This window comes from Rhodocista pekingensis (assembly GCF_042665545.1).
GTDB classification, from domain to species: domain Bacteria; phylum Pseudomonadota; class Alphaproteobacteria; order Azospirillales; family Azospirillaceae; genus Rhodocista; species Rhodocista pekingensis.
The window spans coordinates 634,684-647,475 of sequence record NZ_JBHTCM010000010.1; the positions used below are offsets into that span (position 1 = coordinate 634,684).

The window sequence follows — 12,792 nt, forward strand, 5'->3', positions numbered from 1 at the left end:
ACCGCCCCGGACAGGTCTCAGGACGCGACAGGATCGCCGGGCGGTGAGCCCTGCGACTCGGCCTTGGCCTGCGCCATCTGTTCGAGCCGGCTGCGGTAGCCGGTGACCGCCGCCTGGACCTCCTGTTCCAGGGCGGCCATGTCGCTGCGCCGGGCGGTCAGGGCCGCCACGCCCATGGCGGCGCGGCGCAGCGCCGTGGGGTTGTCGTAGGCCCGACCGGGGTTCGCCTTGAGCCGGTCCAGATGCGCGTGCAGGGCGCGCACGAAGGTTTCCACATGCGGGCGCATGTCCGGGTCGTGGACCCGGCGCAGCAGGTCGTCCGCCACCGGCCCGACCCGGGTCAGGTGCTCCACCGCCATCCGGTCGGGCGGCTCCTGCGCCAGCCCGGGCAAGGCGAAGTCCACCAGGAAGGCGATGTGGAAGCCGTGGCGCAGCACCTTCTGCGCGTCGATCGCCTCCAGCGCCGCGGCCATCTGGGCGGCGAGGTCGGTCCGCTCATGGCCGCCGATCGCCTTCAGCCGCAGGGTGTTCGGCACCTCGATCAGGGGGTTGGCCGGACCGTCGCGGGGGGTCTTGCGGCGGTCGGGACCGATATAGTCGCTGGTGACGACGAAGCTCTTGCGGGCATGGATCAGCCCGTACACCCGGTCCAGCACCTGCTTGGTCGAGAAGGGCTTGATCATCAGATCGTCGGCCCCCGAGGCGGTGAAACGCAGCAGCACCTGCTGCGTCGCCTGCCAGGTGGTGGCGACGACGCAGACGAACGGGTTGGTGGCGAACTGGCCGTGGCGCAGATGGCTGACGAAGCGCAGCGTCTCCCCCTCGGGATGGTCGGCCTCGATGAAGATCAGGTCCGGCGTGATCGAGGCCATGGCCGCCACCAGCTCGGCGACGGTGGAGAACTCCTGGATCTTGTCGATGCCCGCCCGGGTCAGGATGCTGCGCAGGATGCGCCGCGTGTTCATTTCGCGGTCGATCAGGAAGCAGTTGACCGGGTGGAGATCGATCTCAGCCATGGCGGTCCACCGCTGCGGTCCCGTCGCCGACGGGGGGCGTGTCCGCCTGGGCCATACCGGCAGAGGGTATGTCGGCGGAAACGGCCGGGGGGGGCGTCTCCGCGGTCTCCCCGGCGTCCGCCTCGTCCGCCGTGCCCCCCGGGTCCAGCGGACCCGCGTCCGCCGGCGGGGCGGGACCGGCCTCCACCGGAGTTTCCGCCGCGGTTTCCAGCGTGTCCGGGGGCGGCGTCAGAACGGCCGCCGGCGGCTCCACCAGTTCCAGCAGCAGGGTCGTCCGCGCCGGCACCTCCATCCCGCGGCCGCTCTCCTGGAAGCCGGGCTGCGGCAGGCCGACAGGATCGCCGGTGTCCAGCAGCGCCCGCCAGGCGGTGCCGCCCGGCACCTGCGGCAGGCGGAAGGAAACGGGCTCGATATGGGCGTTGACGATCAACAGCAGCACGCTGTCCACGGCATGGCTGCCGTCGGGGTTCAGATACCGGCCGGCGCGGCCGTTCAGCAGCAGGCCCAGACAGCGGGCGTGGGTGTCGCGCCATTCCTCGGGCGTCTTCTCGATCCCCAGCGGGGTCACCCAGGTGATGTCCCTGACCCCGTCGTGCGAGCGTTCCTCCCCGTGCAGGAAACGGCCGCGGCGGAGCACCGGGTGCGTCCGGCGCAGCGCGGTCAGGCGGCGGATGAAGGCGGTCATGTCCCGGGCGTCCGGCCCGGCCCCCGTGCCGGTCCAGTCCACCCAGCTCACACCGTTGTCCTGGCAGTAGGCGTTGTTGTTGCCGCCCTGGGTCCGCAGAATCTCGTCCCCGCCCAGCAGCATCGGCGTCCCCTGCGACAGGAACAGGGTCGCCAGCATGTTGCGCGCCTGACGCAGGCGCAGGGCGCGCACCCCGGCGATCTCGGTCGGCCCTTCGAGGCCGTAGGCCGAGGAGTAGTTGGCGTCGTGGCCGTCGCGGTTGCCCTCGCCGTTCGCCTCGTTGTGCTTGCGCGTGTAGGAGACGACGTCGTTCAGGGTGAAGCCGTCATGGCTGGTGACGAAGTTGATGCTGGACCAGGAGCGGCGGGCGCCGCGCTCGAACAGGTCGGCCGAGGCGGTCAGCCGGGCGGCGAGTTCCGGCAGCATGCCCTCGTCGCCGCGCCAGTAGCGGCGCACGGTGTCGCGGAACCGGTCGTTCCATTCCGCCCAGCCGGTCGGGAACTGGCCGAGCCGGTAGCCGCCGGGGCCGACATCCCAGGGTTCCGCGATCAGCTTGACGCGCGACAGCACCGGGTCCTGGCGCACGGCGTCCAGGAAGCCGCTGCCGGGGTCGAAGCCGTTCGCCTCGCGCGCCAGCGCGGTGGCCAGGTCGAATCGGAACCCGTCCACATGCATGTCCGTGACCCAGTAGCGCAGGCTGTCCATCACCATCTGCAACACGCGCGGATGGGTCAGGTTCAGCGTGTTCCCGGTGCCGGTATGGTCCGTATAGTAGCGCGGATCGCCGCCGTTCAACAGATAGTAGCTGGCATTGTCGATGCCGCGGAAGCTGAGCGTGGGGCCGAGATGGTTGCCCTCGCCCGTGTGGTTGTAGACCACGTCCAGGATCACCTCGATCCCGGCATCGTGCAGCCGGGCCACCATGGTCTTGAATTCCTTGGTGGAGGTGCCGCACATGTAGCTCGGCTCGGGCGCGAAGAAGCCGAACGTGGCATAGCCCCAGTAGTTGCGCAGCGACTTCTCCAGCAGGTGCCGGTCGTCGCTGAAGGCCTGCACCGGCAGCAGCTCCACCGCGGTGACGCCCAGGGCGCGCAGATGCTCGATCAGGCCGGGATTGCCCAGGCCGGCGAAGGTGCCGCGCTGTCCCGGCGGCACCTGCGGGTGGCGCATGGTCAGGCCGCGGACATGCCCCTCGTAGATCACGGTGTCGGTCCAGGGCACCGACGGCGCCCGCTCCGCCCCCCAGGTGAAGGCCGGGTCGATCACCCGGCACTTCGGCATGCCGCGGGCATTGTCGCGCCGGTCGAAGGACAGGTCCTGCCGGCTGGAGCCGACCCGGTAGCCGAAATGCGCGTCCGACCAGCGGATGCCCCCCACCAGCGACTTGGCGTAGGGGTCCAGCACCAGCTTGTTCGGGTTGAAGCGGTGGCCGCGGCCGGGATCGTAGGGGCCGTAGACGCGATAGCCGTAGAGCAGCCCCGGCCGCGCCTCGGGCAGGTAGCCGTGCCAGATCTCGTCGGTGTATTCGGGCAGGATGACGCGGTCCATCTCCCGCGCGCCGCTTTCGTCAAAGAGGCAGAGTTCCACCCTCTCCGCGTTGGCGGAGAACAGGGCGAAGTTGACGCCTGAACCGTCCCAGGTCGCCCCCAGAGGATAGGGGCGCCCCGGCCAGACCGTGGTGCGGGCGGCACCGTTTGTTAGCATGCGTCCTCAGGCTATACTTTCGGGAGGCACCCCACCATGCCAAGGGAAAGCGGTTCCGCCAAGCCCCGTGGCGGTCAGCGGCCCCGGCGCGCCAACAATGCCTCGCGGTGGAGGATGTAGAGCCCGCTGCCGATGACGATGGCGCCGCCGATCCAGATGGCGGGGTCGGGCACCTCTCCGAAGAAGGCGAAACCGAAGAACACCGCCCAGATCATGCCGGTATATTCGAAGGGGGCGACGGCCGAGGGCGGCGCCCGGCGGAAGGCCAGCGTCATCAGAATCTGCCCGAACCCGCCGAGGATGCCGGTGGCCACCAGCAGCGTCCAGTCCATCAGCGTGTCCGGGGTGCGCCACTCCGGCAGCATCAGGACAGCGGACAGCACGCACAGGAGCAACACGAAGTAGAAGACGATGGCGGCCGTCGTCTCCGTCCGGGCCAGACGGCGGACATAGATCATCAGCAGCGCATAGAAGAAGGCGCCCGCCAGCGCGACGAGGGCGACCGGGGTTCCCATCCCTTCGCCCGGCCGCAGCATGATCAGGACGCCGACGAATCCGACCAGCACCGCCGTCCAGCGCCGCCAGCCGACATGCTCACCCAGCAGCGGCACCGACAGGGCCGTGATCAGCAGCGGGGTGGCGAAGGCGATGGCGTAGACATCGGCCAGGGGCATGTGGCCGTAGCTGTAGAAGAAGCAGAAGGCCGTGGCGATGCCGACCAGCCCGCGCAGCAGGTGGGACACCGGCCGCGAGGTGCGCAGCGCCGCGATGCCGCCGCTCTGCGCCACCAGGACGGCGATCGGCAGCAGCGAGAACAGGCCGCGGAAGAACATGATCTGCCAGGTGCCGTAGCGGGCGGACAGATCCTTGACCATCGCGTCCATCACGCTGAAGCAGAAGACGGTGGCGATGAACAGGAGGATGCCCGCCAGGGTCGAATTCCTGGCCATCGGAACAGATACGGTCACGTCGGAACCTTTGTCGGGAACGGGAGGAACCGGGGACCCCGGCGGTCCGGGGTCTCAGGGCTGCGGGAGCCGCGGGGGCTGCGGCACGGTGCGCCGGGTCTCGCGGTGCAGGATGTAGAGGCCGCTGCCGATCACGATGCCCCCGCCCAGGAAGAGCCAGGCATCGGGCAGGTGCCCGAAGAAGACCCAGCCATAGAACACCCCCCAGAGGAGCTGGGTATACTGGAACGGCGCCACCACGGCGGTGGGCGCCTGCCGGAAGGCCGTCAGCAGGATCACCAGGGCGGTACCGCCCAGCGTCCCGCCCAGGGCCGACAGGCCCAGGTCGGCCAGGGTCGGGGTCTGCCAGAAGAAGGGCAGCATGCCGGCCGTCGCGGCCATCGCCGCGGCGGCGGAATAGAAGGCGAAGCTGACGCTCGTCTCCGTCCCCCGCATCAGGCGGGAGATGATCATACCCGAGGAATAGAAGAAGGCGCCAGCCAGCGCGGCCAGGGCACCGACATCGACCATCCCGCGTCCCGGCCGCAGCATCAGCAGCACCCCGCCGAAACCGACCGCCACCGCCGTCCAGCGCCGCCAGCCCACCTGTTCCTTCAGCACCGGCACGGACAGCGCGGTCATGATCATCGGCGCCGCGAAGGCCAGGGCGTAGACATCCGCGATGGGCATCCGGCTGTAGGCGAAGAAGGTGCAGAAGCCGGAGCAGACGCCGCAGAGGGCGCGCAGCCCGTGCAGCCGCAGCCGCCGCGTCCGCAGGCTGGCGAGCACCCCGCCGCGGACCGCGGCATAGGCCAGGACCGGCCCCAGGGAGAAGACGGCGTTCAGGAAGATGATCTGCGGCAGGGCGTAGCGCGCCGTCAGCAGCTTGACGATGACGTCCAGCCCGCTGAACAGCGCGAACGCCGTCACCGCCATCACGATGCCGCGGGCGACCGTCTCGGGCGGGACGGCTGCGGGGAAGCCGGAAGCGGCGGGGGTGGGGTCGGCCATGCGCGGGGCGTCCGGGGTTGCGTCTCGGGCAGGCGATGGAAACGCCGGGGGCCGCCAGACCGGCGCCGGCGGACGGGCCGGCGGGGACCGGCCGGGGGGGAACGGTCAGTCCAGGATGGGCACCGGCTCCAGCACCGCCGCGTCCTCGCCCGCGGTGATGTCCAGGGTGCGGAAGTCGAACGCCCGGTCCGGCCCCTTGAACACGTCGTAGCGCAGCACCCGGTCCACCCGGTTCCCGGCGGTGAAGGTCAGGATGCGCGGCTTCAGCGTGTAGAGCCGGTCGGGCGTGGTGTACTCGCTGGCGGCGATGATGATGACATCGCCCCGCTGGCAGGTCCGGGCGGCGGCCCCGTTCAGGATGCAGCAGCCCGATCCGGGCTCGCCGAAGATCACGTAGGTGGAGATCCGCGCGCCCGAATTACGGTTCCAGATCTCCACGAACTCCATCGGGTAGATCCCGGCCTGGGCGCAGATCTCCGGATCGAGCGTGATGGACCCGTGATAGTTCAGGTCCGCCCCGGTCACCGTGATGCCGTGCAGCTTTGCGCGGACGACCTTGATCATGGCGGGAGAAGCCTTCCGTAAGCGGCGGCGGCGGGGCCGCGGGGCCGGACGTTGCGGACGGCGCCTGATGTAAGTCATCCGCGCCCGCGGCCCAAGTCCCGAATGTCGCAGACGCCCGGACAAGGGTGGGGATCACCCATGTCCGGCCCGCCTTGCCGGACAGCTATGCCCACTCGGAGACGCGGCCCAGCAGCACCGGCGTCGGTGCCGGCGGGGCGCCGTCCAGGTGGAAACAGGTGCGCACCCGGTCGGCCTGCGCCGCCGCCGTCTCCGCATCCGCGGCGTGCAGCCGGCACAGCGGGGTTCCGCCCGGCCCGACCTGCGTGCCGATGGCAGCCACGTCGGTCAGGCCGACACGGTGGTCCACGCCGTCGCCCGGCCGGGTCCGGCCGCCGCCCAGCGCCACCACCGAGAGCCCCAGCCCGCGCACGTCCTGGCCGGAGACGTAGCCGTCCTCCGCGGCGTGGACCTCGACCGTCACGGGGGCGGCGGGCAGATGGCGCTCCGGCCGCTCCAGCAGGTCGGCGGGGCCGCCCAGCAGCGCCACCATGCGGGCGAAGCGCTCGGCCGCCGCCCCGCCGGCCAGCGCGTCCTCCACCCGCGACCGCGCCTCCGGCAGGGTCGCGGCCAGACCGCCCAGCAGCAGCATCTCCGCACACAGTTCCCATGTCACCGCGCGCAGGCGGGACTCGCCGCGCTCGCCACGCAGCATGTCGATGGCCTCGCGCAGTTCGACCGCGTTACCGGCCGTGGTGCCCAGCACCTGGTCCATGTCCGTCAGCAGCGCCACCGTGGGCAGCCCCGCCCCTTCCGCCACCGAGACGATGGCGCGGGCCAGGGCGTCGGCCCGCTCACGCTCGGGCATGAAGGCGCCGGAGCCGGTCTTCACGTCCATCACCAGCCCCTGGAGCCCGGCCGCCAGCTTCTTGGAGAGGATGGAGGCGACGATCAGGTCCAGGCTCTCCACCGTCGCCGTCACGTCGCGGATGGCGTAGAGCCGCCGGTCCGCCGGGGCGATGTCGCCGGTGGCGCCGACGATGGCGCAGCCTGCCTGCCGCACCACGGCGCGCAGGCGGGTGAGGTCCGGCTGGCTGACATAGCCGGGGATGGCATCCATCTTGTCCAGCGTGCCACCGGTGTGGCCCAGCCCACGCCCCGAGACCATGGGCACGAAGCCGCCGCAGGCGGCGATGACCGGCGCCAGCACGAGGCTGACCTTGTCGCCGACGCCGCCGGTCGAATGCTTGTCCAGCACAGGCCCGGGCAGCCGCTCGCCGGTCCAGTCCAGCACCGTCCCGGAGCGGGTCATGGCGCGGGTCAGCGCCACCAGCTCCGCCCCGTCCAGGCCGCGGAACAGCACGGCCATGGCGAAGGCGGCGGCCTGTCCGTCGCCGATGCTGCCATCCGTCAGGCCGGCGACGAAGGCCGCGATCTCGGCATCGGCCAGCGTGCCGCCGTCGCGCTTCTTGCGGATGATCTCCTGGGGCAGGAAAGGCTGTCCGCCGGACATGGAACCTCGCGCGTCAGATCGAAGGGGACCGAAGGGAGCGACCGGAAGGATCGCTGATCCCTACACAACGCAAAGCCCCCAGGGCAAGGCGCCCGGAGCAGGGCCGATGCGGGCGCAGACCCGTCAGCGCGCCTCCGGGCAGGGCATCGGGCTGGCGCCCGCGTAGCGGGCGGCGGTACCGGGATGCAGGGGGGCCGCCAGCCGTCCCGGCCGGAAGGCGTCCGCGTCCACCGGGAACAGGGCCACCGGGAACAGCGCCACCGGCTCCGTCGTCAGCAGGGCCCGGTTGGCCGGGTTCTCCACCGCCCCGGACAGGTCCGCCGCCAGCCCCGCCGGCAGGCCGGGACCGGCGATCCAGAGCACGGGCTGCGCCAGGGTCTGCACCTCCCCGGCCTCGCCATAGGTGCCGCCGGGAATGCGCGCCTCGCCGGAGAACGGGGCCAGTTCCAGCAGCCGTTGCCGCGCCGCGTCCTCGACCGGGACCAGCACCACCGCCCCGGCGGCGGCCAGACCGGCGACGGCGGGGTCGGGCACGGCGGCGATGCGGAAGACCGCGTCCACCTTCCCCTCCGCGAGCGCGGCGAGCGCCTCGTCCCCCGCCAGCTCGACCATGCGGATGTCGCGCCGGCGCAGCTCGTGCGCCATCAGGATGCGGTCGGCCAGCCGCCGGTCCTCGCTGCCGGCCACGCCGACCGCCACCCGCTTGCCACGCAGGTCGGGCACGGCCGCGATGCCCGATCCGGGCAGGGCCAGGACGTGCAGCGCCTCCGCATAGGCGTCGCCCAGGACGGTGACGTCCTGCGCCGGGGTGCGCCCCTCCGGGCAGCGGGCGCCGAAGACGATGTTCGCCGGGGCCAGCCCGGTGTCGATCTGCCCGCTGGCGACGGCGGCGACGATGGCTTCGGGCCCCGGCAGGCTCTGCGCCAGGGCGATGACCCCGGGCACGCCGCAGGGCCGGCCCGCGTCGCAGGGCGGCAGGCCCGGTGGACGGGTCAGCGCGTTCGCCAGCGTCGTCGCCCCCTGGAAGCCCAGGCTGGTCGCCGGACCCGCGGCGATCCGCACGTAGCGCACCTCCGCCGCCGGCACGTCCGGCACGCGCCAGAGCGCGACCGCCGCGACTGCGAAGGCGAGGAACGGGACGGAACGCCAGACCAGGCGCGAGACGTGCGGGACCATGGGTGTGGCCGCCTTATCCGGGGATCGGAACTACATCGCGACAATAGAACGCCATTGGCTAACGATATCTGGCGGCCCCCGGACCTTCTTGTGCGAATCACGCACGCATGTTGCGGCCGCGCCTCACCCGAACGGAGGGGGTGCGGCGCGGGCACGGCCGGCAGGGCCGCACGGCCGCCTGCCGCATCTGCGAAGAAGGCGGTCCGGCGCAATCTGACGGGGAAAGGGCGTCGGAGACGGCCCGGATCAGCTCTTGCGGGCGCAGATCGCGGCCATGTTCCCCTCTGCCCGGCAGACCATACCGTTGGAGAAGCGGAAGCTGCCATCCCGGTCGCGCCGCACCGACAGGCCGGTGCTGAACTGCACCCAGCCCGCGCTGCCCCAGTGGGTGGTGATGCCGTTGGAGAAGGCCAGCGTCCCGTCCATCAGCCGCAGCACCTCGACCCCGTTGTCGAACTCGATGTTGCCCTGCCCGTTGCGGCTGGCGACATAGCCGTTCGTGCAGGAGACCCGGTCCATCTGCAACTGGCAGATGAAGGGGTCGTTGCCCCCGGCCAGGGCCAGTGCGAAGACCGCGATCTCAAGCGCGTTCATCCGTGCCTCTCCCGTCACTCACCCTCCCGTCCTGCGCGCGCGCAGGGCCGGTGATGTCTGCCCCGGCGATCAGGGTAGCCCAACCGGACGCACCTGTCCGCCCCGCCGGAGGGGGCGGAGACGGATGTCGCAGGGCGCGCGCGGGGAAGGCGCGGAAGCTTGGCCTCAGCCGGCGCGGGACCGGCTGCCGGCCCTGCGCTCCGGCCCGGCAGGGCGGTCGTGCACGGGGGCGAAGGAGAGGGCCAGCAGCCCGGCGGCATAGATCAGGGCCATGATCTTGCCGGCGATGGCGAGGTGCAGGGGCAGGGTGCCGAGGAACGGCATGGCCAGCGCCGAGGCGACGAAGACGCCGGACAGGGCCAACGGCCCCCGGTGGAGCTTTCGCTTCATGCGTGCCTCCGGATCGGGTCGGTCGATGGGACCCCTGCCATGTGGGGCGTGGGTACGGAATCGCAAGCCGCGATCGGTCCTTGCCCCCTGCGACACGGGGGCTTCTCCGGCCCGACGTGCTCAGCCCCGCGCCTTGGCGACGATGAACAGGCGGCGGAACGGAAAGAGGGTGCGGCCGTCCGCCTCGGGCGGGTAGAGGGCGCGCAGCCCCTCGGCATAGGCGGCGAGGAACGCCTCCCGCTCGGCGCCGTCCAGCGTCCCGGTGACCGGCAGCAGGGCGGTGGCGCGGGTCCAGTCCAGCACCGGGTCGGGTCCGTCCAGGACGTGCAGATACTCCGTCGTCCAGATGTCCACCCGCGCGGCCAGGGGCGCCAGCCAGCGGTGGTAGGCCGCCGGCGGGCGCACCGCCTCCGGCCGCAGCCGTCCGGCCAGCCGCGCGGCCCAGGGCTCCTGCCCCGCCAGCCGGTGCAGCAGCGCGCGGAACGGCGCCTCCCGGTCCGCCACCGGCATCTGCACCGCCAGCACGCCGCCGGGGGCGAGCCGGGCGAACAGCCGCGGGAACAGGGTGGCGTGGTCGTCCAGCCAGTGCAGCGCGGCGTTGGAGAAGATCAGATCGACCGGGTCGGACGGGCTCCAGGTCCCGATGTCGCCCAGTTCCCAGACCACGCGGCCGTCGGCACGCGCGGCCTGCGCCAGCATCTCGGGCGAACTGTCCAGCCCCACCACCGAAGCGCCGGGATGGCGCTCCGCCAGCTCGACCGTCAGCCGGCCGCTGCCGCAGCCCAGATCGACGATGCGCCCCGGCCGCAGCGGCGGCAGCGCCGCCATCAGGTCGTGCCCCGGCCGCGTCCGGGCCGCCTGGAACAGGTCGTACTGCCGCGGGTCCCACGCCATGCCGTCCCCTCCCCCTTCCGCCGGCCCCCGGCCTGACCCTGACCACCCCTAGCCGAACCAGCTCAGCACCCGGACCAGCCGGCGGGTGCGGTCGCTGAACAGGGCGGGGCTGTAGAAGGCGCCGGCCGCCCGCTTGCCGACCTCGCCCAGCGTCGGGTAGGGCGCCATGATACCGGTGAAAGCGCGGGCCGACAGCCGGCGCGACAGGGCCAGCACCCAAGGCTGGATCAGCTCCCCCGCCTGGGCACCCACGATACCCGCGCCCAGGATGCGGCCGCGCCGGTCCAGCACCAGCTTGGCGAGGCCGGCCGTCTCCCGCTCCGCCTGGGCGCGGTCGTTCTCATGCAGCGGCCAGCGGGAGACGCGCACGCCGTCGCCGTAGCGCTCCCGCGCCTCCGCCTCGGTCAGCCCGACCTGGGCCAGCTCCGGCGCGGTGTAGGTGACCCGGGGCAGCGCGGTGTAGTCCGCCCGGGCCGGGGCCAGCCGGAACAGCATGTTGCGCACGACCAGCCCGGCCTGGTAGCCGGCGACGTGGGTGAACTGCGGCCCGCCCGCCACGTCGCCGACGGCATAGACCCGGCGGTTGGTCGTGCGCAGATGCGCGTCCACGCTGATGCCCTTCGCCGTCCAGGCGATGCCGGCCGCGTCCAGCCCCAGCCCCTGCACGGTCGGCAGGCGCCCGGCGGCGACCAGCAGGTCGGTGCCCTCGATCCGGCGCTCGCCGCCCGAGATGGCCTCCCGCAGCACGGCGACCACGCCGCCGCCGGGGACGGGTTCCAGCCGCAGGATCTCCGCCCCCTCGACGATCTCCACCCCCTCCTCGCGCAGGGTGGCGCGCACGACCGCCACCAGTTCCGGGTCATCCTTGGGCAGCAGGGTGGCGCGCTCCAGCACGGTGACGCGGGTGCCCAGCCGGCAGAACGCCTGCGCCATCTCCACCCCGATCGGGCCGCCGCCGACGATCAGCAGGTGCCCGCCCAGGGGCAGCCGGTCGAAGATCGTCTCGTTGGTCAGCACCGGCACCGACTCGATGCCGGGGATCGGCGGCAGTGCCGGCCGGCTGCCGGTGGCGACGACGATGCGGCGGGCGCGGAGGCGCTGGCCGGCCTCCGTCTCCACCGTGTCCGGCCCGGTGAAGCGGGCCGCCGCCTTCAGCACCCGCACGCCCAGGCCGGTGAATCGCTCGACCGAATCGTTCGGCGCGATGGCGGCGATGACGCCGCGCAGGTGGGCCTGCACGGCGGCCGGGTCCACCACCGGCGGCCCCGCCGCGACGCCGAAGCGGCCGGCGGTGCGGACGGCGTGCGCCACCCGGGCCGCGGCCAGCAGCGCCTTGGACGGGACGCAGCCGGTGTTCAGGCAGTCGCCGCCCATCCTGTCCTTTTCGATCAGCACCGTGGGCCGGCCGAGCTGCGCCGTCCCGGCGGCGACGCTCAGCCCGCCGGAACCGGCGCCGATGACCAGGATGTCTGTGTCGATCGTCTCGGCCATGCGGGTATCCCGGTCAGGAGGTGGGGGCGGGCCGCCGGCGCAGCCGCCTGTAGAGAACGGGCAGCAGCGAGAGCAGGGCCAGCCCGGCCAGCGGGGCGATGTACTCGATCCGGCCCAGATCCTCCGGCCCCGGCAGCCGGCCGGCGTCGAACACCGCCCCCAGCCCGGCCCCGACGGAGGCGTAGACGAAGCTGCCCGGCAGGATGCCGACGACAGTGCCGACCGCATAGTCGCGCAGCCGCACGCCCAGGAAGGCCGGCACCAGATTGACCAGGAAGAAGGGGAACAGCGGCACCAGCCGCAGCACCAGCATGTAGCTGACGGCGTTCTCCCGGAACCCGTCCTCCAGCCGGCCGAGCCAGGGACCCGCGCGACGGCGCAGCCCGTCGCCCAGGGCCGTGCGGGCGACCAGGAAGATACCGACCGCCCCCAGCGTGGCGGCCACCACCACCGCCGCCCCGCCCAGCAGGGTGCCGAACAGGAAACCGCCGGCCAGCGTCAGCACCGTGGCACCGGGGACGGAGACGGCGACCAGCCCCGCATAGACGGCGACGAAGACCAGCAGCGCCAGCCCGCGGTGCGCCGCCACCAGGTCGTTCAGCGCCTGCCGGTTGGCGGCCAGCCCCTGATAGCTGATCTGCTGGTCGAGCCCGAGCGCGAAGAAGGCGACCAGGGCCGTCAGCACGACCCCCAGCGGCAGGAAACGCCGCCAGGACGGAGCCGCGGACGGGAAAGCTGGCGGGGAGGCCGGCAGAGGATCGGGCGTGGTCGGGGGGGCCATCGGGCGGGCGGCTCCGGTCGGCGATTCCG

General features: G+C 72.6%; 12 protein-coding genes. All 12 read right to left on the reverse strand.

The genetic code is table 11. The features are described 5' to 3' along the window. Positions 1-17: 17 nt before the first annotated feature. The 12 genes from ACFQPS_RS11225 to ACFQPS_RS11280 all read right to left on the reverse strand — a co-directional run bounded on the left by ACFQPS_RS11225 (position 18) and on the right by ACFQPS_RS11280 (position 12,763). Positions 18-1,016 carry a response regulator gene (locus ACFQPS_RS11225; protein ID WP_377359006.1) on the reverse strand — a complete coding sequence of 333 codons (999 nt, stop codon included), beginning with the start codon at positions 1,014-1,016 and terminating at the stop codon, positions 18-20. Next, on the reverse strand, positions 1,009-3,405 hold the full coding sequence (glgX, locus tag ACFQPS_RS11230; RefSeq protein ID WP_377359008.1) for a glycogen debranching protein GlgX: 2,397 nt from the start codon (positions 3,403-3,405) through the stop codon (positions 1,009-1,011). Before glgX ends, ACFQPS_RS11225 begins: the two co-directional genes overlap by 8 nt. Positions 3,406-3,479: 74 nt before the next feature. Continuing rightward, the gene (locus tag ACFQPS_RS11235) at positions 3,480-4,355 is read right to left on the reverse strand and encodes a DMT family transporter (protein WP_377359009.1); all 876 of its coding nucleotides are present in this window, start codon (positions 4,353-4,355) and stop codon (positions 3,480-3,482) included. Between the two features lie 72 nt (positions 4,356-4,427). Continuing rightward, positions 4,428-5,363: a DMT family transporter gene (locus ACFQPS_RS11240; RefSeq protein WP_377359011.1), complete on the reverse strand. Its 936-nt coding sequence runs from the start codon at positions 5,361-5,363 to the stop codon at positions 4,428-4,430. Positions 5,364-5,468: 105 nt separating this feature from the next. Next, positions 5,469-5,927, reverse strand: a complete 459-nt coding sequence (panD, locus tag ACFQPS_RS11245) for an aspartate 1-decarboxylase (RefSeq protein WP_377359013.1) — start codon at positions 5,925-5,927, stop codon at positions 5,469-5,471. A gap of 163 nt (positions 5,928-6,090) precedes the next feature. Then, complete coding sequence (deoA, locus tag ACFQPS_RS11250; RefSeq protein WP_377359015.1) at positions 6,091-7,437, reverse strand: thymidine phosphorylase; 1,347 nt, start codon at positions 7,435-7,437, stop codon at positions 6,091-6,093. A gap of 123 nt (positions 7,438-7,560) precedes the next feature. After that, the gene (locus ACFQPS_RS11255; protein WP_377359016.1) at positions 7,561-8,613 is read right to left on the reverse strand and encodes a TAXI family TRAP transporter solute-binding subunit; all 1,053 of its coding nucleotides are present in this window, start codon (positions 8,611-8,613) and stop codon (positions 7,561-7,563) included. Between the two features lie 246 nt (positions 8,614-8,859). Then, positions 8,860-9,207, reverse strand: coding sequence for a hypothetical protein (locus ACFQPS_RS11260; RefSeq protein ID WP_377359018.1), 348 nt, complete (start codon positions 9,205-9,207; stop codon positions 8,860-8,862). Positions 9,208-9,372: 165 nt separating this feature from the next. After that, positions 9,373-9,597, reverse strand: a complete 225-nt coding sequence (locus ACFQPS_RS11265) for a hypothetical protein (RefSeq protein ID WP_377359019.1) — start codon at positions 9,595-9,597, stop codon at positions 9,373-9,375. A 120-nt stretch (positions 9,598-9,717) separates the two neighbouring features. Continuing rightward, positions 9,718-10,491, reverse strand: coding sequence for a methyltransferase domain-containing protein (locus ACFQPS_RS11270; protein ID WP_377359021.1), 774 nt, complete (start codon positions 10,489-10,491; stop codon positions 9,718-9,720). A 48-nt stretch (positions 10,492-10,539) separates the two neighbouring features. After that, positions 10,540-11,982, reverse strand: coding sequence for a dihydrolipoyl dehydrogenase family protein (locus ACFQPS_RS11275; protein ID WP_377359024.1), 1,443 nt, complete (start codon positions 11,980-11,982; stop codon positions 10,540-10,542). Positions 11,983-11,995: 13 nt separating this feature from the next. Then, the gene (locus ACFQPS_RS11280) at positions 11,996-12,763 is read right to left on the reverse strand and encodes a TVP38/TMEM64 family protein (RefSeq protein WP_377359026.1); all 768 of its coding nucleotides are present in this window, start codon (positions 12,761-12,763) and stop codon (positions 11,996-11,998) included. Positions 12,764-12,792 lie beyond the last annotated feature (29 nt).